Origin of the sequence: Rhodococcus sp. NPDC056960 (assembly GCF_042674125.1) — a bacterium.
Classification (GTDB): domain Bacteria; phylum Actinomycetota; class Actinomycetes; order Mycobacteriales; family Mycobacteriaceae; genus Rhodococcus_F.
In genome coordinates this window covers 73053-96426 of the sequence record NZ_JBHURF010000030.1, presented here as the reverse complement: position 1 = coordinate 96426, position 23374 = coordinate 73053, and the positions used below count along the sequence as shown (strand labels likewise).

At 64.8% G+C, this 23374-nt stretch carries 24 protein-coding genes and 2 pseudogenes; 20 read left to right on the top strand and 6 right to left on the bottom strand.

The genetic code is table 11. From position 1 onward, the window contains the following. The first annotated feature begins 132 nt into the window (after positions 1–132). The 6 genes from ACFTWF_RS36345 to ACFTWF_RS36320 are packed head-to-tail and all read left to right on the top strand — an operon-like array spanning position 133 to position 5740. Positions 133–486, top strand: a complete 354-nt coding sequence (locus ACFTWF_RS36345; protein WP_231869093.1) for a hypothetical protein — start codon at positions 133–135, stop codon at positions 484–486. Continuing rightward, positions 483–935 carry a TadE/TadG family type IV pilus assembly protein gene (locus ACFTWF_RS36340; protein WP_378465912.1) on the top strand — a complete coding sequence of 151 codons (453 nt, stop codon included), beginning with the start codon at positions 483–485 and terminating at the stop codon, positions 933–935. The genes ACFTWF_RS36345 and ACFTWF_RS36340 overlap by 4 nt, the downstream gene beginning before the upstream one ends. After that, positions 932–1393 (top strand): TadE/TadG family type IV pilus assembly protein, encoded by a 462-nt coding sequence (locus ACFTWF_RS36335; protein WP_005560298.1) that lies wholly within the window; start codon positions 932–934, stop codon positions 1391–1393. The genes ACFTWF_RS36340 and ACFTWF_RS36335 overlap by 4 nt, the downstream gene beginning before the upstream one ends. After that, positions 1390–4533, top strand: a complete 3144-nt coding sequence (locus ACFTWF_RS36330) for a LysM peptidoglycan-binding domain-containing protein (protein ID WP_378465911.1) — start codon at positions 1390–1392, stop codon at positions 4531–4533. The genes ACFTWF_RS36335 and ACFTWF_RS36330 overlap by 4 nt, the downstream gene beginning before the upstream one ends. After that, complete coding sequence (locus ACFTWF_RS36325) at positions 4530–5090, top strand: hypothetical protein (RefSeq protein WP_378465910.1); 561 nt, start codon at positions 4530–4532, stop codon at positions 5088–5090. Before ACFTWF_RS36330 ends, ACFTWF_RS36325 begins: the two co-directional genes overlap by 4 nt. An 11-nt stretch (positions 5091–5101) precedes the next feature. Beyond that, positions 5102–5740, top strand: coding sequence for a hypothetical protein (locus ACFTWF_RS36320; RefSeq protein WP_378465909.1), 639 nt, complete (start codon positions 5102–5104; stop codon positions 5738–5740). 1323 nt (positions 5741–7063) lie between these two features. Here ACFTWF_RS36320 and ACFTWF_RS36315 read toward each other — a convergent pair. Then, complete coding sequence (locus ACFTWF_RS36315) at positions 7064–7654, bottom strand: hypothetical protein (RefSeq protein WP_378465908.1); 591 nt, start codon at positions 7652–7654, stop codon at positions 7064–7066. 97 nt (positions 7655–7751) lie between these two features. After that, positions 7752–7967 (bottom strand): hypothetical protein, encoded by a 216-nt coding sequence (locus tag ACFTWF_RS36310; RefSeq protein WP_378465907.1) that lies wholly within the window; start codon positions 7965–7967, stop codon positions 7752–7754. A gap of 561 nt (positions 7968–8528) precedes the next feature. Here ACFTWF_RS36310 and ACFTWF_RS36305 point away from each other — a divergent pair. The 10 genes and pseudogenes from ACFTWF_RS36305 to ACFTWF_RS36260 form a co-directional block, all read left to right on the top strand. Beyond that, positions 8529–9392 carry a hypothetical protein gene (locus ACFTWF_RS36305; RefSeq protein ID WP_378465906.1) on the top strand — a complete coding sequence of 288 codons (864 nt, stop codon included), beginning with the start codon at positions 8529–8531 and terminating at the stop codon, positions 9390–9392. Positions 9393–9522: 130 nt separating this feature from the next. Continuing rightward, positions 9523–10344 carry a hypothetical protein gene (locus ACFTWF_RS36300; RefSeq protein WP_378465905.1) on the top strand — a complete coding sequence of 274 codons (822 nt, stop codon included), beginning with the start codon at positions 9523–9525 and terminating at the stop codon, positions 10342–10344. Positions 10345–11248: 904 nt separating this feature from the next. Further along, positions 11249–12202 (top strand): alpha/beta fold hydrolase, encoded by a 954-nt coding sequence (locus ACFTWF_RS36295; protein ID WP_378465904.1) that lies wholly within the window; start codon positions 11249–11251, stop codon positions 12200–12202. Positions 12203–12641: 439 nt separating this feature from the next. Continuing rightward, positions 12642–13679 (top strand): hypothetical protein, encoded by a 1038-nt coding sequence (locus ACFTWF_RS36290; protein WP_378465903.1) that lies wholly within the window; start codon positions 12642–12644, stop codon positions 13677–13679. Further along, entirely contained in the window at positions 13679–14566 is an 888-nt protein-coding gene (locus ACFTWF_RS36285; RefSeq protein WP_378465902.1) for a hypothetical protein, read from the top strand. The genes ACFTWF_RS36290 and ACFTWF_RS36285 overlap by 1 nt, the downstream gene beginning before the upstream one ends. Before the next feature lie 56 nt (positions 14567–14622). After that, a complete protein-coding gene (locus tag ACFTWF_RS36280) occupies positions 14623–14817 on the top strand; it encodes a hypothetical protein (RefSeq protein ID WP_378465901.1) in 195 nt (64 codons plus the stop codon). 271 nt (positions 14818–15088) lie between these two features. After that, positions 15089–16033, top strand: a complete 945-nt coding sequence (locus ACFTWF_RS36275; protein WP_378465900.1) for an NlpC/P60 family protein — start codon at positions 15089–15091, stop codon at positions 16031–16033. A 127-nt stretch (positions 16034–16160) separates the two neighbouring features. Continuing rightward, positions 16161–16577: a hypothetical protein gene (locus tag ACFTWF_RS36270; RefSeq protein ID WP_378465899.1), complete on the top strand. Its 417-nt coding sequence runs from the start codon at positions 16161–16163 to the stop codon at positions 16575–16577. A 167-nt stretch (positions 16578–16744) separates the two neighbouring features. Further along, the gene (locus ACFTWF_RS36265) at positions 16745–17302 is read left to right on the top strand and encodes a 3'-5' exonuclease (protein WP_378465898.1); all 558 of its coding nucleotides are present in this window, start codon (positions 16745–16747) and stop codon (positions 17300–17302) included. A gap of 18 nt (positions 17303–17320) precedes the next feature. Continuing rightward, a pseudogene (locus ACFTWF_RS36260) lies at positions 17321–18058 on the top strand (HNH endonuclease family protein); the annotation flags it as partial. On the opposite strand, the pseudogene ACFTWF_RS36255 reads toward ACFTWF_RS36260, so the two are convergent. The 4 genes and pseudogenes from ACFTWF_RS36255 to ACFTWF_RS36240 all read right to left on the bottom strand — a co-directional run. Further along, positions 18057–18232: pseudogene (locus tag ACFTWF_RS36255) on the bottom strand (N-formylglutamate amidohydrolase); the annotation flags it as partial. The pseudogenes ACFTWF_RS36260 and ACFTWF_RS36255 overlap by 2 nt on opposite strands. 45 nt (positions 18233–18277) lie before the next feature. Continuing rightward, on the bottom strand, positions 18278–19387 hold the full coding sequence (locus tag ACFTWF_RS36250) for a hypothetical protein (RefSeq protein WP_378465897.1): 1110 nt from the start codon (positions 19385–19387) through the stop codon (positions 18278–18280). A gap of 112 nt (positions 19388–19499) precedes the next feature. Next, positions 19500–19682, bottom strand: coding sequence for a hypothetical protein (locus ACFTWF_RS36245; RefSeq protein WP_378465896.1), 183 nt, complete (start codon positions 19680–19682; stop codon positions 19500–19502). Positions 19683–19701: 19 nt separating this feature from the next. Then, the gene (locus tag ACFTWF_RS36240; protein ID WP_378465895.1) at positions 19702–20556 is read right to left on the bottom strand and encodes a phosphoadenosine phosphosulfate reductase family protein; all 855 of its coding nucleotides are present in this window, start codon (positions 20554–20556) and stop codon (positions 19702–19704) included. A 127-nt stretch (positions 20557–20683) separates the two neighbouring features. On the opposite strand from ACFTWF_RS36240, the gene ACFTWF_RS36235 reads away from it, so the two are divergent. Genes ACFTWF_RS36235 through ACFTWF_RS36220 form a run of 4 tightly spaced genes read left to right on the top strand, consistent with a single transcriptional unit; the run spans position 20684 to position 23362 of the window. After that, on the top strand, positions 20684–21361 hold the full coding sequence (locus ACFTWF_RS36235; RefSeq protein WP_378465894.1) for a hypothetical protein: 678 nt from the start codon (positions 20684–20686) through the stop codon (positions 21359–21361). Continuing rightward, positions 21358–21774 (top strand): hypothetical protein, encoded by a 417-nt coding sequence (locus tag ACFTWF_RS36230; protein WP_378465893.1) that lies wholly within the window; start codon positions 21358–21360, stop codon positions 21772–21774. Before ACFTWF_RS36235 ends, ACFTWF_RS36230 begins: the two co-directional genes overlap by 4 nt. Continuing rightward, positions 21771–22640: an RAMP superfamily CRISPR-associated protein gene (locus tag ACFTWF_RS36225; protein ID WP_378465892.1), complete on the top strand. Its 870-nt coding sequence runs from the start codon at positions 21771–21773 to the stop codon at positions 22638–22640. Before ACFTWF_RS36230 ends, ACFTWF_RS36225 begins: the two co-directional genes overlap by 4 nt. Continuing rightward, on the top strand, positions 22637–23362 hold the full coding sequence (locus tag ACFTWF_RS36220; RefSeq protein WP_378465891.1) for a hypothetical protein: 726 nt from the start codon (positions 22637–22639) through the stop codon (positions 23360–23362). The genes ACFTWF_RS36225 and ACFTWF_RS36220 overlap by 4 nt, the downstream gene beginning before the upstream one ends. The last annotated feature ends 12 nt before the right edge of the window (positions 23363–23374 follow it).

Here is a 23374-nt window from a genome sequence, read left to right as displayed (position 1 = left end):
TGGCGGTGGCCGTATATCCCTGTTCCGTCCTGAAAAGCCAGCCGTCCACCAACTATCGGAAAGCAGACCATGGTCACACCGGAACAGTTGATCGACCGATGGCGCCGCGATGACCGAGGCCCGGCGACGCTCGTGACGGTCATCGCGATGGTCGCATTCCTTCTGATCTTTTCGGTCCTGCTGCAAACCGCTCTGTTCTTCCACGGCCGCGACGTCGCCAACAGCTGCGCCGAAAAGGCACTGAAGAACACAAGATCCCAGTACGGCAACCAAGCGTTAGGAACAGCTGCCGCTTATGCCTGCATCGCCCAGGCAGGCACCGGTGACCTGCAGATCCCGGTTGTCCTCGTCAGCAAGAACATCCGTGAAACAACCGTCAACATCACCGGAAAGGCACCTTCCCTCGTCCCGGGTCTCGAATTCCCCATCGTCGTCAACCACACCAAACCGACTGAACGCGTCACCAACCCGGGAGGAATCGGATGAGACTCACCCGATGGATATCCCGCGCCCGTCGAGATGACCGGGGCGACGTCACGATCGAGCTGTGCCTCGCAACCGTCATCCTGATTGTGCTCCTGGGCTGGATGTATGCGTACGGCGTCAACCGACAGGCGCATCAGAAGGTCGAACACGCCGCCACCGAGGGTGCCCGCGCAGCCTCACTCGCCCGCACCATCGCCACCGCCACCCCTCTGGCGTACCAAGCAGCGGCCGCCAGCATGGACGGACAAGGTCTCAAATGCGCCACCATGAACGTCAACGCCGAGACCAGCGGCTTCCGCACCAGACCTGGTGTCCCCGCCACGGTCGAGGTCACCGTGACCTGCCAAGTCTCCTTCGACGCACTTGGATGGCCCGGAGTCAATGGTGCCCGCACCGTCACCGCTACCGCAATCTCGCCGATCGATACCTACCGGGAGCGCACCCGATGACCAACGCCCTGCGTAAGCGACTCGCCTCCCGCCTACCGGAGGAGCACCGCGACAAGGGTGCCGTCACCCTGATGACGGTGGTCTTCGCCCCTGTCCTGATCTTTTTCGTCTGGGGACTGATCGTCGACGGTGGCGGCATGCTCACCGCCGACCAGCGAGCCGACAACGTCGCCGAGGACGCTGCCCGAGCAGCCGGTCAGCAGATCATCGGATCGGTGAGCGCCCGCGGCATCGACACGGTCGTCGACCCGGTCCGCGCGACGGCAGCCGCCAAGAGATACCTGTTCGAGGCCGGCGTCGACGGCGACGTGATCCCCACCGGCCCGCGCACCCTCCTGATCACGACCCGCATCGTCTACAACTCGAAACTTCTGCCATACCCCAGAACGAAACTGCTCGTCGGTACGGCCGCCGTCAATCTCAACCGCACCAACGCCGGGGAGGTGTACATACCGTGAGCGCAAACGCCGCGCGGTCCCGCCTTACCGGACTCGGCTACCTCCTGATCCTGGTGATGCTTGTCGCCGGGATCCCGGCCGCGCTCTGGGCGCTGCGCGGCAATCCGCTCGACATACCGTGGTCGGATTTCGAAGGTTTGCTCGCGAGTCCAGATGACGGCAGTCTTCTCATCGCCCTTCTTCCCCTTGTTGGCTGGGCTGCTTGGGCCACCTTCACCGTCCCGATTCTGCTCGAACTCGCGGCGACACTGCGTGGCGTCAAAGCGCCGAAGCTGCGCCTTCTTCGCTCACAACAGCGGACGGCGACGTTCCTCGTCAGCGGCGCCCTCTTGCTCCTGACCGCCGGAACCGCCACCGCCGCACCCGTCCTGCCCCAGCCTGCGGACGTGAAAAGCACGTCTCCGTACGCGCCGCACTCACAGCAGGAAGATCCGAGCGCGTCACCGCAGACACAGGTAGATCCGCGGGCTACCCGGGTGGCGGTACAACCGGCGGGGCCGACAGTGACGACCGTGCGCGGAGACACCCTGTGGGGATTAGCCCAGCAACATCTCGGAGAAGGCCGCCGCTACACCGAGATCCTAGACCTCAACCGGACCGCTGTCCCCGAGCCAGGGTTTCTGGCCGAAGGGTTGACCCTGCAGCTGCCCGCATCCCAACCCGAGGTCATACGCGGCGCCTACACGGTCAAACAGGGCGACACCCTGTGGGATATCGCCGAGCGCGAGCTCGGCGATCCTTTGCGTTTCAAGGAGATCACGACTCCCGACGGCACCCCGGCTGGCGAACTGATCACGGTCGGCCAGCAACTGATCATGCCCACCGCCGCATCCGCGGCGGCCGACGCTACGCCGTCGCCGGCCTTGGTGCCGCTGGCCGATGCTGTTCCAGCTCCAGCTCCAGCTCCAGCTCCCGCTCCTGCCCAGGAAGCTGCCCCTGCTCCCGCTCCGGCGCCCGTCCCTGTGGATGTCGCCCCCAACTGGCAACTCGACCCCGTCGAACCTCAACTGCCTGCCGACCTCGTCACCAATGACGCACCGGCAGAAACCGATACCGAGGACGGCTCCTCCGACGTCGTGTTCATCGGTCTCGGAATCTCAGCGGTTGCCGCAGCCGGACTCACCGGGCATCTCGCACTTCGCCGTCGCAAGCAACAACATCGCCGCCGCCGCGGCGAGCGCATCGCCCTTCCCGCCGAAACCGCGATCCAGGCGGAACACGCACTCACCGCCGCCGCTGACCCGCTCACCACCACCCACGTCGACACCGCATTACGGCACCTCGCGCACCACTGCAGGTCCACAGGTACCGCCCTGCCGGGCCTGCTGACGGTATTCGTCGGTGACAACGACATCGAGCTCGGACTCGTCGAACAGGTCTCACCCCCCACGCCGTGGACACAGACCGACGACACCACCTGGTCAGTAGATCCGAGAGCGCTCCCGCGCAGCGTTCCCGAGGCCGAGATCAGTCCGTACCCGGCACTGACGGCAGTCGGAACCAGCGACGACGGTCGCGACCTCTTACTCAACCTCGAACAGATCGGCCACCTCGCCATCAGCGGCACCCCCACCGCAACAGCCGGGGTGCTGCGCGCGCTCGCCGTCGAACTCGCAGTCTCACCCATCGCCGACATCCTCCACCTCAACCTCGTCGGATACTGCGCCGACCTGCTGGAGGCAATCGACAACGGCCGCATCACCCACACCGAGGACACCGACACGGTACTGACGACACTCGCCAATCACCTCGAACGCGACGCCGAAATCCTCGCGGACAACGACTTCGAGTCAATCGCACAGGCACGCACGTCCTATACCACCAGCGAGCTGACCGCACCCGAGATCGTTCTGATCGCCGATCCGCTGACCGAGGCACAGGCCGGGCAACTCGCCGGCATCGTACGGCACGCACCCCGAATCGCGTTCGCCGCAGTGACCACCGAGAGCGCACATACCAACGCCACATGGACCCTGAAGGTCGACGACGACGGCTCGGCCGTCCTTGCTCGTCCAGGAGCCGCGTCCGCCGGCATCACAGTGACCACCCTCGATGAGGAGAGCTACGCGTCCGTCCTAGACCTACTGATCACCACCTCACGCGAACCTCGCGTCGCCCACACGGGCGATACCCCTGACATTCGATGGGAAGCAACCCGTCTCGACAACGACATCTCGACCGACGAGTTCATCACCAGCTCCGATCCCGCCACCTTCAGCGTGGTCGGGAACGATGACCTCGACCATGCCGTCGACCGCCCAGAGCCGTCCGATTCGGATGAGGTCACCGCAGAAGGCGAGCTGCCCGAGGCGGATCACATCTGGATCAGGCTGCTCGGCGAACCCGCCGTCACACCCCCGTCACCAGGGCCGGCCGAAGGCCGAGAGAAGAGCCTGACCGAAATCGCCGCGCTTCTCATCACCACCGATGGCGGAGCCCTCGCCGCGGACATCGACAGCAAAATCTGGCCCCACGACGTCGAAGCCGCCAGAACCGGCACAGCCGAGCAGGAGAAAGAAGCGAAGGCCCGGCTCCGCCGGCGCCGCAACGAAGCGCTCTCACGCCTGCGTAAATGGCTCGGTGACACCGAGACCGGTGAACCCGCCCTCATCAAGTCCGGAGATCGAACCGGCCGGACCCCGCAACGGCTCCACGAAGCCGTCACGACCGACTGGGACTACTGGCAGGAACTCGTCAACACCCATCCCGCTGACGTCGACACCGCCCGGCTATCCGCCGCACTAGCTCTGGTCACCGGTCAACCTTTCAATAGCGATGACCCCACCGCCTACGGGTGGGCCGACCACATCAAGCAAGACATGATCTCCGCCGTCACCGACGTCGCCGAGGAGCTCGCCACCCGCTACATCCGCGGCCAACAAGTTCCCCAGGACCTCGCGGCTGCACACGCCGCCGCGGAGACGGGCCTCGAGGTCGACATCGTCCACGAAGGGTGCTGGCGTGCGGCGATCATCGCCACCCACTTCTCGCGTGACACCGAGACCACCCAAAGGTTGATCGATCGCATGATCACCGAGCTCGACGCCCTCGAAGCAGAGCCCGAACACGAAACCAAGATGCTCTTGAGTCAGCTCGACTCCACCTACGGAAGCCACTACCGGATCGGAGCAGCATCATGACGCGCCGCATCGCCGCACTGGCGACACTCACTGCCGCGATGTGCCTGAGCGCCAGTTGCAGCATCCTGACCCCCGAGCCGGTCACCCTCGAAACCAACACCGGACCCACATTCACCGGACCGCCCGGCTCCGGACAGTCCCCCGAACAACAGGCCGGTGAAGCCGCACTGGCGAAGGTCAACGAGTACTACACGGTGCTCGCGCGTCTGAGCGCCGATCCCGCCGCCAACCCCGCAGATCTCGACAATGTCGCGGCCGGCAACTTCCTTCAATCGACGAAGCGGGACATCACCGCCCATCGCATCGAGGCGGACGCAGGCGAGGTCGAGGTTCTCAAGAACACCATCGCCCGCCACAACATCCCGATCGACGAAAACGGCATCCCTACGCCCGGCACCGCGACCATCGAGATGGACGTCTGCCTCGCCCGCGCTACCGACGTTCTCGAGCTCGGGAAGCCGATCCTGACGAACACCGCGTGGCCCGACCCAGCAGGATGGAGAGTCACAGCCGACTACACACTGCCCGGTACGCCCTGCAACGCCGGACTCTTCTAGGAGATACGACTATGGCACACACCACCATCCGCCGAACCGCCGTCGCCGCCTTGGCTGCGACGACCCTATTGGTCGGCGTGACCGCCTGCTCCGACACCGACGCGGCGGATCCGGCGGTAGAGCTCACTGTCACCGGTGACCCGGCGTTCGAGGGTCCCGACGGGGCGGACACCTCGAACAAGACTCCTGACGAGTTGGCACGGGAACAGGCGCTTGCGAAGGTCAATGACTTCTATGCGGTCTGGGCGCGGCTCGATGCCGATCCCGCGGTGCCGATCGAGCAACTCGACACCGTTGCCGGTGGTCCCGTGCTGGACGGATGGAGGGCCGACCTCACGCTGCACCGGTCTCAGAACGTGAGGAGCGAGGGGGCAATCACGGTGGTCGATGCGAAGATCACCGACGCCGGCATACCGGTAGGCGACGACGGCAAGGCAATCCCCGGGCCCGCCTGGGTCCACGTGCGCGCCTGCACCGACATCTCCGGTATGACCTGGACGAAGTCAGACGGTAGTCCCGCCTACGACGTCAACCGGCCGCAGTTTGTGCTCGCCCAGTTGACCGTCCGGAATGCGGACTGGCCCGATGCAAACGGCTGGCGAGTCACCAGCGATGCAGCAGCCCGATACGCGCCGTGCGATGCACCATAACCAAGGAGAACACATGCCAAATCGTCGTCGTTTTCATGCGGCCGTGATCGGCGCGCTCGTTCTGGGGAGCCTGGTTGCGTCGCCACACTCAGCGCTTGGACAACCCGGCTTCGGCTCTGGAGGAATCGACGTCAACCCCGGCATGGGAAACGGCGGCTCGAACATCACAGTGCAGGGCAGCTACGTCCAGGTACCTTCGGCTTCACCTGGCTCCGGAGGCTCCCCAGGGGCGAGTGCAGCGGGGACGGGCGGCGGTGGGTCTGGATACAGCGGTGGTGGCAGTGACGTCGTGGCCGCTCCTACAGGACCTCCGGTTCGGGAGCAGTTGAAGGCGTGCGGCCGATTCACGGACTGCGTTCCGCTGAGTCCGGATGTCGGTATGCCGGCCACCCCGGTGAGCATGGCACAAGTCATGAATGTGGTGGGAACAGCCGTGACCGGCATGCAACTCGAGGAACCGCCGATGTGCTGGACGCCGGAACCCGCCAACTTCCCGGGTGGCAGAACAGGCCTCGTCGGCCGAGAGGCCTGGGCGTGGGTTTGCCCGGATCAGATCCGGGAGAGCACCGTCGGCCCCGTGACACGTGTCGTCCCCGGTCCGGGAGGCGTCGTGGTGACCGCCACAGCTGTCAACTCGAGTGTCACGATCAACTGGGGGGACGGGTCCCTCCCGACAATCTGCCCGGGAGCGCTTCTGCCGTTCACCCCGTACAACGACCTGATCGACGCCAGTCCGCTGACCCCACCGAGTGGATTGCCATCCCCGACATGCGGTCACCACATCGAGAAGACATCGATTACGCAGCCCGGCGGCGTGAACAACGTATCGGCGACGTCGGCGTGGATTGTGAACTGGACAGCAGTATGGCCAGGTGGCGGAGCAGGTGGAGTCGTGCCTGTTCCGTTGACCTCCAACTACCAACAGCGAATCGGTGAGCTGCAGGTGCTGGTTACGCCCAATTGATTCGACGTGGACTCCGTTCGATGTTGGTGCGTCGGTCCGGTCAGAATCTCAGTGGCGCTGGACGCGCAGGACTGAGTCCGCGGATCGATGTCGCTGTGGTGTCGACGTCGCGAGCTGTGCAATGAGTCCGTGAAGTAGCTCAGATCAGGAAGTGGTGCTGCTGCTGGAGTTTGGTTGCTAGATCGAGTGAGGGTGTGATGGAGAAGCCCACTGCTACGTTCTGGCTCGCTTACGTGGAGACGAGTTGTTGTTTCCTGCGGAAACCAACAGAACGGAGTGAGTGCAGCGTGGGCGTGGATGAGCTGCCCAGCTCGACAGTTGTGCCCCGCGGCGCAGCCGGGCAGCGGGGATCGTCTCGCTTAGAAATTCAGGTGGCGTGCGAGACGGCTGATCGGATGGGTTTCGACATTCGCGGGTCGGCCGGGCCCGATAATGCGCACGCCACCGCTCACTCGGACGCGGGCCTCGCCGTCGATGCGGACCGTGGTGGTGTCGGTGGCGGCGATGAGAGTTTGACCGTTGGCTTGGACGTGGCAATGACTGTGTGCGAAGACGATGGCGCTGTCTTCTGCGCGGATCCTGGCGTTGTCGGTGCCGACGATATGGCTCTTACCGCGGGCGTCGACGGTGCTGTCGTCGAACGCTTCGATGTGAGCATGTTCGTAGGCAGTGACCCTGGCGTGGTTGGACGCTTGGACGAAGCATCGGCCGGCGGCTGCGATGGAGCCGCCGGCGATTCCCGCGCAGGTTTGTCCGATAATTTTGACCTCGACTTTGCTGGGGACGTGGCCAAGGTCTAGCCAGTTCTCCGGGTCGGCGTCGATGACGATGGTTTTCGCCCCGGCGGCGAGGCGCTTGTTGTATTCCGCATAGCTGCGGACCGGCGATGCGGAGCGGTCACGACGTGGCCGACGTGAGTTGCGCGCGGATTTCTTCACTGGTGCCCCCATGAGTCAATACTGCCTTCGTCTGGTCGTTCGTGCGAGCGCCGATGTCGGCGCGTCGCGCGTGGGTTACACGAGATTCGGTGTGCCGCGGTGTTCTGTGTCAGTCGCCGATCTTGACGGCATTCCCGGTCGGGTCGACGCATTGCAGGTAGGAGTCGGCGTGTGATCGGTCCGGGAGGTAGGGCCAGCTGCAGTTCCAACCGTCGATGACAGCAAATCGCCCTTGTCCTTGCGCGGCGACCGTACGGTCGTTGAGGTAGCGATCACTGATGCTCAGTGCTGCTGGGCAGCTCGGAGTTCCGGCGATGATGATCACAGGTGCAGTCGCACCGTTCAGGTTGTTCGTGACGATTCCGCACTGAGCGCTCGTGGGCGACGTTGCGGCGGCAGCGGTGGCCTGCGTAGCAGTCGTCGCTGGCTGTGTCTCGGATGGCCGGGTCTGAGCGTCGGTCACGCCGGGCTGACCTTGATCAACGGTGGGGTTCGTCGACCACTCGACGTGTGTGGCAGCAGCGGCTGGTTCGGCTGACGGGGGACACGGTCTCGGCTTCTGTGTTGCTGCACCCGGTGAGGATGGCGGCCGTGATGAGGGGCAGTGCAGCAATTTCGGTGGTGGTTCGTCGATTCACGAGTACTCGCTTCTATTCCAGTCCGACAGGGGGGACGCAATGTCGAGCCCAGTGATATGTGATGACCTGGACAAAACGACGCCCGGCGCGACCACCGCCGCACCAGTGGGTCAAGCTGCGGTTTCTCGAAGGGCCCTTCCAGTGGGCGGGCTCCCGCATCGGTTCGGTGGTGCTGAGACTGTCCAGGTGGACGGCTAGTGTCGATCTGTCCCTTATGTCTGTCGCACAGTTGCGGAGGAGTGCCCGAGATGACCGAACCGACGTCCGAGCTGGCGGGCAGTGGTCCCAGCGAGGAGCCACAATCGCCGGCCGTCGGTGCTGAAGATGCGGCAGGGCAACGCAGTGATCATCTGTCGGCGACGGTGTACGCGCCTGCTGGGATTGTCGTCGTCGCGAGTGTGGTGGTGTGGTTCGCGGTTCAGTGGCTTGATGCCGAATACGGCACGACAGGGCTGTGGTGGGCTGCAAGCGCTTGCGCTGCAGTTGGTGCGGCGTTGAGTGCGGCAATAGCGCCGATGATGGCCCGGTTGTGTAAGGCGGTCGATATTCCATCAGAGGCAACTGGCCGGCGGATCGTTCCTGCGGCTACGACCGCGGGAATGTGGTTTGGCGCCGTGCTGCTCGCCCGCGGCGACGCGATCTTGACGGCCTGGCTTGCACTGAGCCTGCTGTGCGTGTGGGCAGCGTGGATCGATCACTTCACGCTGCGGTTTCCGTTGACGTTGATCCGGTTGACCACTGCAGTGGGCCTGATGTTCGGGGCATTCGCTGTGGCGGTGGATCAAGATCCTGCGGCAGGTGGGCGCGCGCTTCTCGCCGGCATGCTGGTGTTCGCGTTCAATCTTGCCTTCGCGATCGTCTCCCGCGGCTACCCTGGGCTCGCCGACGTGCGTTTGAGTTTCATTCTGGGTGCTGCCCTGGGATGGGTCGGATGGATGAATGTGCTCTCAGGGATGTTGCTTCCGAACGTCCTCGCGCTCGTGGTGATGCTGTGGGTGAAATTTATCGGACGCCGGAAGGATGTGGGGGAGTTCGGTTTCGCCCCCTTCCTCGTGTTCGGAACCGGGCTGGCGATCGCGGTCCCCCCGATGTGGTGGATCGTCTGGATCTAAACGCGCAAGGAGTCCTAGGTTTTGCCTGGTGGTGGTGGCCAAGTTCAACCGCGCCGAGGTGGGATGCGGATGAACGTCCCGGGGGGACGGTCTGGGTGTTCCCAACACAAGGGAAGGAAAAATGAGGGGAGTGAGTGATATACGGGTAAGGCCGATCTTCAATCGTGACGAGGTTCTTCGTCTTGTTGCTGTGGGAAGTGTGTCGTTAGCATGTGCTGTCGGTGTGGCGTTGTGGGCGCTCATGGTTGTCGACGTTCAGGGTGGGGAAACCGGGTGGTGGGTAGGGGTCGGTTGTTGGGTCGGCTATCTTGGGTTGACGCTCCCAATCTTCCTAGCTTATTCCCCGAATAACATCGACTGCATCAGGTTCCTCGTTGGGCATTACGCGATTGTCGTGAGCTTGGGCGTCATCGCGACTTTGCGTCTATCGCATGGGGAGTCGATCGCGCCCTCATCGACGGGGATGTGGGCGGCGGTTGCTGGAGTGACCGTCTTCATTTTTTCGGTCGCCTGTGTATTAGCTGTGAGGAAGCTTGATGTGGCTCGGCGTCGTGGACATAGGGCGACGCGGTTGACCGATCCGACACTGCCTGCGCAGCTGATCGGCATTCGCGAGTTGGTGCTCGAACTTGCTGCTGCTACCGAGGGTTCGGACTCACAGCGAGATTGCGGCGAGCGGCTGCGGGAGGCAGTCAAAGGGTTGCGTCTAGTTTTCGGGGATGTCTATCCGTTGACGATTAACTTGGTGGCGTGGTTCCTTCTGAGGGGAAAACGAGCCCCCGTTCCAGCGGAGGAGGTGGACGAGTTGCTTGCGACCATCGATCAGAGGTTGGTGATTCTCGCTTCGGTTCCGTACGAGGAGGGAACAAGTTTGGGCGCGTGGATGGATGAGTACGAAACGGCGGCGAGCAGGTTTCGGAAAGTGTATCGGCGACCACCGATCCGAAATTGAGTGTCTGAGCGGGGTGGTGATGCCGTGATCGGCGCGCGATCGAACGTGTTCTTCGGCTGAGGTGTCGAGGGCCGGGTGACTGGTTTCGAGATTGGGAGGTGTTTTCGGTATGGACGATGCGGACCGATCCGCCCCGATGCCGTCGATCGTTCAGACGGAACTGGCGTGTGAGTTCTGCGCGGAGCATCCTCAGTACTTCCCCGGTGACCCCGTCGGCTTCGTGCGTGCGGCCCGCTGGGCGGTGGTCGTCAAGGATTGCTGCCACTTCGCCGTTCGCGTGGACTACCTCCTGTGTGACGAGCACTGGGCAATGATCCGACACCAACAGCTGCCCGGGCAGTGCCCTCGGTGCGGGGCGATCGCCTACTCAGTAAAGGACATCGTGTATACCGAGATCCCTCTGGGAAGGACGGTCGATGGGGCGTGGCCGGTGATCCGTCGATAGGCGCGGAGCCACAGTGTCGATGACCGGCAGACTGGCCTTCAAATAGGACGGCCGCCGCCCCAACGGTGTTCCGGGCGCGGACATCATGCTGAGCGATGTCGGCCTGTGGATGAAGACCCATCGGTTCTGTCCAAAGACATGTCACACAACTCCAGTTGTGTGGATCTTCCTCCGGATGATTGGGAGTGGTGGCACTTCCTACGACGGAGGTGCGTCTGTTGTGGCGGAGTTGCCGATCGCTCGCGGTCCAGGTGGGGCAGTCAAGGTCCGGACCTATGGTCCTCGCAATTGCTGTCGTGAGGACTAAGGAGTGGTACCGATGAATGTTGAGGTTCGCCGTATCCACCCGACGGACGCGAAGAAAATCCGCCGCCACCTTCATTCAGAGTCGCTCACCGGGCGTCACCGCGCGGACCAGTATGGATGCGGATGGTTGGCCCGAGGTCTGGATGGCCAGCGATGAGGGCCCCCGGGGATCGCACACGCCTCGTCCTCACCGCCGACGGCACCTCTCTTGCGGTGCGTGAGATCGGATCCCGGATGGCGCCGGTCACTGTGATTTTCGCGCACGGATTCTGTCTCCACATGGACGCCTGGGCACCGCAACGGGCCTGCCTGGCCGAGGCCTGGCGTGGGCGTGCCCGGTTGGTCTTCTTCGATCACCGCGGCCATGGTGGATCCGGCGCGGCTGTCACCGACAGTTACACGATCAGCCAGCTTGGACGGGACCTGGATGCGGTGATTCGCACGGTGGCGCCAAAGGGTCCGATTGTCCTCGTCGGGCACTCGATGGGCGGGATGGCCGTGATGTCCTACATCGCCCATCACCAAGAGGCCGCGGCCGCGCAAGTCGTGGGAGCCGGGTTGATCTCGACCGCCGTCGACAATGTCGCTGGCGCCGGCATCGGGCGCGCACTGAATACGCCGGCGGTGACGTTGTTGCGGTCGGCATCAGCTCACGCCCCAGGGCTCGTCGGGCGCAGCTGGAATCTCTCACGTCGCATCTTGTCGCCGGTGGTCGGCGCAACTTGCCCGCTTGCTCCGAGTGCAAGTGTCCGTGCCGCCGCCACGTCTTACGGGATGGTCCACGCGACGCCGATCGCCACCGTGGCCGCCTTCCTGCGTGATCTGCGGATCTACGACGCTTCCCCGGCGCTCGACGTGCTCGCGGAGGTGCCGGCGTCGATCATCTGTGGAACCCGGGACAGGGTGACCCCGATCGGGCACTCACAGCGACTCGCGGCGGCTCTTCCCCTCGCCGAACTGATCCCGGTGAGCGGAGCGCGGCACATGGTCGGCCTCGAGCGCCCCGACGTGGTGAACGAGAGTCTCGATCGACTGCTCGGCCGCGCGGTAGGGCGCCGCGAACAGGACACCACCCGCAGGTCCAAATCCGACCCCGTCGGGGCGTGAGATCTGCGCGTACCTGAGACCTGACGAGACAACCACTGATGGGAGAAGTGTTGAGTATTCACCAGGACGTTGACCTGTCATCCGGTCCGGCGGACCACCGGACGGACAAGCGCGTTCACAGCGGCGCGAGGTCGTACACCCGCCATGTTCTGAGCCGGCTGGCAGTGTGTGGTGTGCAGGTCGGGGCGCGGCACCGGTGCATCGATCTGCATCACGAACCGAAGACCTACAACCCATGGCAAGATGCCACCTATTGCCGCTGCGGTCACATCCGATGGGCCGGCGAGCATGCGCAGTGCGACACCGCCGTCGAAGCATTCGAGGGTTTCCCTCATCACCCCTCGGGCCGGCCGGATCCACGGACCTATCCCGGAAAGAATGACACCGAATCGCGGCATGTCAGCGAGCAGCGGTCCATCGGGCGAAGCGAGCTACGCCGATGATCCCGGCAGAAGCGGGCGACCCCGCGGCCCGCGCTGTTCTGGACCTGATCGACCGCGTCGAGATCGACCCCGAGAGCGACCAGTTTTTGACGGCGCTCGACCGTATCCACTTACAACTCCTCTCGCCGAGGGTGGCCACGATCGTCACAAAGCGAGCGGAGCTGGGTTTTACCGCCCACGACGTGAATTCCTATCCCCGACGGAATATCTGGCGCACGCAGGTCCCGTTCGGGAGGACGAACGGCGGTGTCGTTGTCGAGATTCCCCTCGTCGTGATCGCACCCGTTCTGATCGGCATGATTCCTGTCCTACTCGACATGAATCCGCTGTTTCAGTCGCCGGTCACGGATCTGACGGTATTCATCTCCGCGGCTGCAGGTGTGGAGGTCCTCGCGATGTGGTGGTGGATCCGCCGCGACCGGCTCAGGCTGGCCGCGGCGGACAAGCAGATGATCCGCGGCAGCATTGCCAAGCTCGATGCCTACGTCTGGGCCGGCGGCGACTTCTTCGAACTTCGTCTGGCCATGACGGCGTCCGCGATCGTCGACGATATTCGTGAAGTGCCGGCATGGAGTCACGAGGGCCTCGACATCCACCGCATCCGGCTCGATCTCGAGGACCAACTCCGTGTGATTCTCTGCCACTGCGGTGAGCTGGCAACTTTCCGGGCCAGCGTCGGCGAACCCACGAGGGGAGTCAGTGCCGAGGCTAACGCGGCTCGGACTGTCCACCACGAGCAGCGACGGTGGTTCGACCAGGTCAAAGAATCACTGATCGGGCGGGTCGCAGCGTTGTGGACGTATCACCAAGACCTACTGATGCTTCAGGACTCCATCGACGGTACGGCGGCTCTCGGTCGCATTGACGCTCACGCACCGGCGCTCGGAGAACTGCTGGTCAACTCGGCGAATGATGACCTCGCAGCGTCGGCAATCGGTGACCTGGCCACCGACCTGGCCGATCAACACCAGGCGCGGGAAAAGGCGCTGGCCCAGCTGCGCGGCGACGTCACCGGATTCGATCGGCGCAACTGATGGGCCGCAGCCATGACCGGATCAGCCCAGACCGCGGCGACGGTGTGTTCGATCCCGACCGGGGCGACAGCGACGTCGCCACCCGCAAGGAAGGCGCCCTGATCTCGCAGCACGCCTACGACACCCGCGCTGATCTCCGCAGCGGAGCACGAGAACTCGACACCGCCACCGAGAACCTACCGGGATTGACCCGAGCGCAACGGGACCTCAACCGTGCCTATCCACGGCCCACGCCGGCGGCAATCGGAAACTCTCGGCTACGCCCCCAGCTGCCACCGGGAATCGAACTCCGTCGCACACTCTCGGCACGACAACGGAACACCCGATCCGCGGCGAAGCGCCGCGTCCTCGATGCCATGCCGAAAGCCCAGTACACGGCGCTCGCATCGTTGACGTCGGACCCGAAGACCTGGCGGGAGACGAACAGCGCCCTCTCCGCGGTGGCCGGCGACGCTGTCGAGCTCGACGATGCTCGCCGCAAGCAGGTCCAACGAGTGGACAGGGCAATCCAACGATACGAACGCGAATCCGGACGAGGTCATCTCGTGTATACCTCGGTGAGCATTCCCCACGCGGTCGTGAACCCGTCGGATCTGCCCTCGACGCTATCGCCGGGGACGGTCCTGTCGTTCGATCGGTTCACTGCGGCAACCCATTCGCTGCACGAGCTGGACTCGACCGCCCGGCCTACCGATGTGGTCTTCGAGATCCAGACCGACCGGGGCATGTACTACGGGCAATCTTCCCGCGTGGACAACTCGCACCATCTGCTGCCACGAGGAATGCAGCTGCAGGTGGTGGGGGCTCATTTTGTGCCGTACGAGCGGCCTGGTCAGCAACCGGGGGAGCGCCTGGTCGTCCAACTTGTCGATCACGAGACGGCATGACGAGTCGAGGCGGGGCGTTCGTGACAGATTCACCTCACCGGAAGGAACACACAGTCATGACTGCGGACAAGCCGCGCAACCGGCGCCCCGACCTGACCTTTCATCCCGATATCTTCGCGGCGTCGGCGCAATTCAGAGTGGTGAAGGCCGCGCCACACGGCGATGCGGATCCGACCGCGGACACAACGGACGGGAAGGAGGCCTCCGGCGCCGACGCTCATACCGGACGACGAGATGGCAAGGGGCTGTGAGCAGAAAGAAAAGTCGGAGGCCACCTGCAAGATGGTGTGCCTCCGACTCACCCGGTGCATTCTCAGTACCCACACTCTATTTGATCTTCCGCATCCGGTCCAATTCTCCACGCGCTATTGGCAGTTGTGGATGCCCGACTGGGTTGCCCCGGTTGTGAGTTCGGTCGAGTTGTACAGGTCCATCTCTACTGTCGGTGATCGCACGACACCCTCGCGGTCATCGAGACAGTACTTCCGCCCTTGGCCGCCGCACCAACGGCTAGGAGACATCATGGATTTCGCATCGATCATCGTCGGCGTCGCAGTGGCCGGCGCATCAGCTGCCCAGGGCGGCGGAGTGGACCCCGCGATCACCGACAGCGTCGCGGCGGTCGCACAGGAACTACCGCCAGCTGTCGCCCAGTATGTCCCGGACCCGCAGCCCTACCTCGACGACGCGGCCCGGGCCGTGCAGCAGGCGCAGGAGCAGTTGCCCGCCGACTGGCAAGCTGAGATCGAGAACGCCATTCCACCGGAAGTCCAGGATGCCGCTGTAGGCGCCAGGGAACAGCTCCCGCCCGAGGCGCAGGGTCTGATTCCCGAGGTGGTCCTGCCCGCCCCCAGCCCGGAACCCGGGCCCGCCGGTGTCGCCCACGCAGCGGGACCCGCAGCTCAGGCACCGTCATCGACTCCGCCACACGAGACGAATCCGTTTGTCCTGCCTCCTGTCGTCAGCGGAGCACCCACCACTGCGGCCGGCATCCCCTCCCTGACAGGAATGCTCGCCCCGACCGCAGTCAGCGATCTGACCTTCGATCCCCGCTTTCCCCGCAACCTCGAGTTCGCGCGTGCGGTCATCGAAGCGGCGATGCGTGCGATCGGATTGCCCTACCAATGGGGCGGAGGCCTTCTCACCGGACCGTCGATGGGTGACGGCACCGGCGGAGCTACCGTCGGCTACGACTGCTCTGGGCTCACTCGCTTCGCTTACTACATCGGTACCGGCGGCACGAAGGTCTTGCCCCGTACCTCACAGGAACAGTTCCGGGCAGGCCAGCAGATCAGCATGGACCAAGCCCAGCCCGGTGACCTGCTGTTCGGGAACTGGCAGGCGGACGGGGCCAACCACGTCGCGATCTACCTCGGTGGCGGAAAAATGCTTGAAGCACCGCAGACCGGGCAGCTCATCCAGATCAGCGCCGTCCGTCCGGGCATGGTTCCCGCACGCTTCCTGTGACCGTCGGGGACAGTGCCCTGTGCTTGATCCCGAAGCGGAACAATACGATCGCCACTATAGACCAGACCGGTCACAAGTCGTGTCGCGACGTGCGGCACGACCGCAGAGACGAAGGAGACAGTGACACATGACGATTACGCCAGCAGCCCACAAGAAGGCAATCGAGACCGCACGAAAGAATGCGGAAGCACTGGCGCAGAAGGCAATCGAAACACGAGTCGCACTTGTCGGAGCCATCGGGGAAGCAGTGGAAGAGCTCGCCGCGCTCGATTCCGCACGCGAGGCAGCTGTAGACGCAATCAGGACAGCCCACGAGAACGCGATCGAAGGCGGATGGACGGCCAAAGAGCTCGCAGCCATGGGCTACACCGCCCCGAAGAAGCGGAAGAACGCCTCCAGTAAGGCCGCGCGTGGTGGCGCCAGCAAGGACGCGACTGAGACAACCGACGTCGCAGATGCTGCTACATCGCAGGGAGGAGATCAGCCGCCGAGCACCGACGGGCAGGTCTCCAGTGAGCGCGAACCTGAGCATTCCTACAGCTAGGAAGCAGTCCGGTGGTGTGGCCCCAGCCTCTCGGGCGCCGTCATCCCGATCCTTGTCGGGAGACGGCGCCCGAGCGCTACCAGGAGCTTCTCCGGGTCGGCATATGTGCCGGAGTCAGAACCACATGTCAGAGGGTGCCGTCACGATGATCACGAGAAGGAGGTGGCATGACCAGTACACAGACGTCTCCGCAGCAATGGGCACGGGGCATGCTCGTCCCCGGCCGGGCAGCAGTGCTGGACGTTGAGTCGACCGACCTCGACGGTTCGATCATCGAGATCTGCGTTTTGGACGCCACCACCGGCAATCCACTGCTCGAAACCCTTGTCGATCCCGGCGAAGTTCCGATCCACCCGGACGCCTACGCCGTGCATGGAATTGCCCCGGCCGATCTGATCGGCGCACCCGGCTGGTCTACGGTCCACCAGGCGCTCATTGCGGTGACCGCTGGCCGAGTGACCCTCTCCTACAACAGTCAGTTCGATCAGGGCCGCGTTCTCCATGATTGTGCTCGGCACAGTCTCGACCCCGCACACCTCGCCGACCCAGAGATGTGGGGATGCATCATGCGAATGCGATCGCAGGCCGAGGGCACCGAGAAGAGCATTCGGCTCGATGGCGGACACCGAGCCCGCAGCGACGCCGCGGCCGCCCGCACCATCCTGCTTAGCATCGCCGAGGGCCCCTCCGTGCCGACAACCCCCACTTCCCACTCTCGGCTTTAGCCCACCAAGGGAGCCTCCTTGCCATTCAGCCAGACGACCACCCGCCGGACGAAAGTGCTATTCGCCTCCGCCGCTACCGCAGTTCTCACCGGCTGCGGCACCGTCTCCGCTTTCGAGGCGCAGACCCGCCCAAGCACCCCACCAGTAGTCCCGACCGCCGACATGGTGGCCAGCCCAACTCCTGACGTCGCGCAGACCCTCGCCACCCTGGAAACACTGCCGGTCAAAGGCCGCGCACCCAAAACCGGCTACACGCGAGACGAATTCGGCCAGGCATGGTCCGATGACGTCACCGTCGCAGGCGGACACAACGGGTGCGACACCCGCAACGACATCCTTGACCGCGACCTCATCGACCGAACCTACAAGGACGGCACCAAGAACTGCGTGATCCTCACCGGCACCCTCAACGACCCATATACCGGCAAGACCATCGCGTTCACCCGCGGCAAGGACACCTCGAGCTCGGTGCAGATCGATCACGTCGTCGCGCTCTCCGACGCCTGGCAGAAAGGCGCCCAACAGCTCGACGACACCACCCGCCGCAACCTGGCCAACGATCCCCGGAATCTCCTCGCCGCGGACGGCCCGGCGAACCAGCAAAAAAGCGACGGCGACGCCGCGACCTGGCTGCCTGCCAACAAAAGCTTCCGGTGTGTGTACGTTGCAAAGCAGGTCGAGGTCAAGGCTGCATATCAACTCTGGGTCACCCAAGCCGAGAAGGACGCGATTGCTCGTGTCCTTTCTGCATGCGGCTAGGGGTCCGCGGGGGCAGATAGCGTGGCTGGCCCGTCGCCGCGTCGACGGGGTGCACGATGACCGTGACGGTGAACCCTGCTGCCGGGGAACCACTCCTCGGCTGCGGAACGGTGCGATGGAGGTGTGGATCCGCAGCTCGATGTCCGTTCCGGTGCGGGCAGGCGCCACCACCGGTACCGAGGTTGATCACGGTGAACCCCCGCCACCGTTCATGCGCTACTCCTCGGGTTTCGCTTCCTGGTCAGATTCCTTGTCGGGCAGGAGCTTCTCGTCGACGAACTTGTTGATGGGGTCCATGGGTCCCTGCGCACTCATCGCGCCCACGACGACGGCCGGAAGCAGGCCGACGCCGCCAGTGATCGTCACGACCGCCACGACGGTGGTGAGCGTCGCGAAGATCCCGAACTTGATGATCAGGCGTACCGTCTTCCGGGGAAGGAACAGGGCCGCCTTCGCCCGGTCCACAGCGTTGTCGATGGCCTCGCGCCACTCGGGGCTCTCCTCGATCGCCTCGGAGAACGCGGAGAACGACGGCTGGTCGAAGTCTCCCGACTCGTACGCTTCGGCGAGTTCGGTGAGCTGCGGCAGAACCAGCGTGGTGTTGTCGACGTCGAACTCGATCTGGTCCTCGTCGTCGTCCCGGAGGTGCGCGTGGGCGTTCCGTGCGATGTCCAGCAGGGGTGACGTCATCGCCGTCATGGCTGCGTCGTTCGCCTCCATCCAGTCCCGCAGGGGGCTGATGGACGGGAACAGGTTCGGCATGTTGAACACGAGGCGTTCGGTGATGCCCTTGGTCATCGCGGTGTCCGCCAAGGCCTCGGTGATGCGCTGGATTGCCGTGTTCGTTTCGCCGATGTTCATCGAGGCAGCGAGGATTCCGAGCGACGGCGTGACAGTGGACGCTGCCGGGGACGCCGCCCACTCGGCCAGGGCGGGCGTGCGGATGCTCGACGTGATCTGCTCGTTGATCGCATCGAGGAAACCCTGAGTCCTGCCGACGTCCGACAGCCCCAAAACGCTCTGCTTGAACGCCGGCGAGTCCAGCAGGTTCCCGATCGTGTTCACCCCGCTGTAGTTCGCCATGTTGAACCCGGCGAGCTTCGCGATGCTGTCGGTGTGCGGGGCCAGGCCTTCGGCGAACACCTTGTTGATCCCCGCCCGGTCGATGATGCTCGACGTCAGCTTGGGGTCAAGCAACCTGTCGAAGGCGGGCGACCGGAGGTTGGGGCCGATCGCGGTGTTGAAGTCGGCCGCCTTCCGAGGCTTCCGCTTCTTCGCGGGCTTCGGCTTGTCGGCGGCTTCTTCGGGGTCGATGATCTCAGTCAACGAGTACTCCTGAAGTGGGTGGTTCCGTGCGTTGACGAGTTTACCGGCGCGCTCCGACACCGATGTGCGATGACACCCCTGAGCGCCCTTGCCCCGGAGGCGATCCCCGAACCTAGCGCCCGCCGGCGAGGTCGATGTGCCACCGGGCATGCTGCTGGGCGTTCCGGTCGAGGTCCTCCCAGCTCGACCCGAGGATCGTCGCCCCGCAGATGACGTAAGCCCCGAAGGCGACGTACGTCCCGCTGGTGTGCTGGCTGGCCCGGACGATGCTCGCGGCGGTGATGCTGATCCTCACCGCATATAAAGCGGAGGCGTCAGACGAACTCGCGGATCCGGGGGAGGACTTGGGCGAGTTCTTCGAAGAGTGCCGGCCATCCGCGGCGTAGGCGGGTGATGCGGCCGTGTTCGAGGAAGGCGCCGTCGAGCATGTGGGAGACCCGTAGGTGTTGTTCGGGTGTGCCGAGTTTGCGGAGTTTGTCGTAGATGGGGTTCACCGGTAGCTGGTGGTGGGCGATGTATGCCCAGATTTCGTCGACGGTCCAGTCCCATATGGGCCCGAAGACATATGTTCCGTCGGCTCGGTCGATGAGGCCACCGTGGTGTCGGCGTTGCTCGGTGGTGTTGGTGCAGCAGCCGTCGCAGTCGCGTGTGACGTGGCTGTTGAGTGCGTTGTAGTAGAGCGACCAGCGTCCGGTCCCTTTCGGTGACTCGTCGGCGCGTACGCCCCAGATTTCTCCTGGCCCGTGTGCCGCGTGCGCCGCGCGGGAGGGTGCACCGATGAGGATGTCGCGCAGTTTCTGGCTCGTGGGGCGGGTGGGCTGTTGGTGGTCCCATTCGCCGGACTGGGCGAGGACGGTCAGCAGTGGTGGGTCAGCTCGGTGGGGTTCGAGGTTCAGGTTCCAGGTGTCGGCGAGTGCGGTGATGTAGGTGTAGGTCTCGGGGTACTCGAGGCCGGAGTCGAAGAACACGACGGGGATGTTCGGTTCGACCTGCAGGGTGAGGTGGAGTGCGACGAGTGAGTCCTTGCCGCCGGAGAAGGCGAGGTAGCCGTCGTGGTCGTCGAGGTGCCCGGCGATGCGCCCGGTGAGAGTTGCGAGGTCGCGGCGGGGTCGGCGCAGTGCCCGGAGAGTGTTCAGGTCCAGGCCGTCGGGTTCGGGCTTGCCCGCCATACGTCCTCCTCGCGGTGTCCGGTCGTATCGAGATTCGCAGCTTCTGTCACACAGTCTCCGTTGTGCGGATCTTCCTCCAGTCGTAGGGGCGGTTTGAAGTCACGCCTGGGCATGTGAGGAGTGTGTTGTGGGGAAACTGTGCGAGGTGGCCGGCCGGCAGGACGTCGTCGCCGCGGCATTCGCGTCGACGAAGACGCGCGAGGCAGTCAAACTGGCGAGGGTGGGCCGGTGTGCGAGATGCGCGGCGTCCCCGGTTCCGGTGGAGGCGGTGACCAAGGTGGTCTCCCGAACGTTCACGGGGTTCGATTCGTGGAAAGCGCCCGCGGAAGGTGGGCTGTGCACGTCCTGCGCTTGGGCCTACCAGCACCCGGATCTGCGCAGAAGCATGCATGTGGTCACCACACGACCAGCAATGAGGGCAGTGACCGCGGCGGATCTCGAACGGATCTTGTCGCGGCCACTTGATCAGGATACCGCCGTGGTGGTGCCCTTGCGGCCCGGCCGAAAGCACATCCTGCCGCACGCACGGTGGGGCGGGATTGCGGTCGAGGACACGTGCCTGCCCTGGACTACGCGTGACGTCGCGGCGGTGACAGCGATGCGCCGACTGCGGGCGCTGGGGTTCGGTGCCCGGATGCTCGCCGAGCCTGCGGCCCCGTATCCGGTGTTCGCCAGGATCGCCCCCAGGCGGTGGCCGGCGGTCTTCGCGGACTGGGACCGTCTCGCCCCGTACCGCCAGGTCGGGCAGTGGTGGGAGCTTGCGCTGCGAGCCACCGTGTCGGCGAGTGCGAAAGGAACGAAATGACCAGCCCGACCGATCGATGGCTCGCGTCCGCACCGGCGGGGCTGCCGCCGCTCGAGGGTCCGGCGGCAACGGCTGAACGCCTGCTGCTGTTGTTGCACTACGGGATCGACTGGGATTCGGGATGGGTCGGCCGGCGGCGGGAAACGTACTGGACCCAGCACCTGCCGAACCGTGTTCGGGTCGCCACCTACATCGGTGGCGGCGATCTCGACCGGTGGTGGTCGGTGGTCTCACGGTCCCTCGAATCGGAACCGACGAACACCGACCAACGGCTGGAGCTGGCGACGTTGCTGCGTGAGGAGTCCGAGCCGGTGCTGACGTTGCTGCGTGAGCGTCCCACGTCGTACGTGTTGCGCACACGGATCGTCGCCGAAGCCGTGGCCGCCGCTCGTACTTCGGGAAGGAAGAGATGATGAGGTCGACGGTGCGTTGGGATGTCGAGCTGACCGCGCTGTCCTCGATCTCCCAGAAGGGGGAGGACTCTGGAACGACGACGACACTGTTCCGGCGCGAGCTGGTGATCCAGCCGGACGGTAAGCCGGTGCTGGTGCCGATCGTGTCCGGGAACTCCCTGCGCGGCGGGTTGCGCAGGATCGCTGAGGAGCTGTTCCGCGATGTCATCGGCTACGAAGGGCAGATCCCGCTCTCGGCGGCGCACGCGCTACGCAACGGTGGCTCTTTGACGAAGGTCACCGGCGACGGGCTGACCGGTCGCCGGCGGCAGCGACTGCGGGAGCTGGTTCCCCCGATCGGGGTGTTCGGCGGCAACGGCGGAGGTCAGCCACCGATCGACGGCTGCTTGAAGGTGGGCAAGGTCATCCCGCGGGTGCGTGAGACCGAGACGATCATGACCCGGGCGTATGACGGCCGGTTGATGAGTCAGTTCGAGTTGGTCTCCCTGGAGAGCTACAGCCGATTCGACGACACCGACACCCGGACGTTCCCCGAATCCTCCGCGGGGGGCGGAGCCGGCAAAGATGCCAGCTCGTCGATGCTGATGCGATTCGAGGTCGAAACACTCCCTGCGGGAACCCGTTTCGAAACCTTCTTGCGGCTGGACCGGGCCACCCCTCTCGAAATCTCGTTCTTCACCGATGTGTGGGGCAGATTCGCGCGTGACGGCTTCCTCGGAGGGCGCAGCGCGATAGGTCACGGGCGGGTCCGCGCCGAATCGGATCGGGTGGTGTTGGCCGGCCCGGACCCACAGTGGGTGGACTGGCGCGTCGAGCTCGCACCACTGCGCGATGAGGTCATTGAAGCATTGTGCTGGCTGACATGACGGGCACCGAGGAGATGGCACCGTTCGTTGTACGGGCGCACCTGTCGTCGGGACTGGCGCACGCGACGCCGTGGGGAATCAGTCTCGACGGGATCCTCGCGGCCGAACTGTGGGCCGATCACAAGGCCGCGGCACTCGACCGAGGCGAGTATGTGCCGGCGCTGACACCCGAGTGCGCCCCGCCCGACCTCGAGCTGCCACTGGCGCGATGCGAGCTCGCAGGCGAGGACTGGCATTGGTGTGCGACGTGCTCGTTCCCTGAGGACCCGGCCGGTGATCCCGTGGTGCGGCACTGGGCGTCGCGGGCCGATCACCGCGGGCTCGAGCAACTCAGTCACACGCTGCCGGCGGTGATCTCGGATCGACAGGGCCGCTACCGGGCACGCTACATGCCCCTGATGATCACCAGCACTCGCACGGTCACCTGGCGCGGAGTCGGAGATCTCGATGCCGTTGCCGCGATCCTGGGTGGCCTGGATGTCATCGGCAAGAAACGGGCCCATGGTGAGGGCCGAGTCCTGAGGTGGGAGTTCGAACACTGCCCCGCCGCCGACCGGTGGGCGGCGGCGCACCTACATAGCGATGGCACTCTCGGGCGCACCACACCACCGGCCTGTGTACCCGAGCTCTTGGAACCGGAAGCGGCCGGTTTCGGGTTGGCCGGCCTGCGGCCGCCGTACATGCACCCGACCCGAATGAGGCAACTCCACCTACCTCGGTGAGCCGCCGCGTGG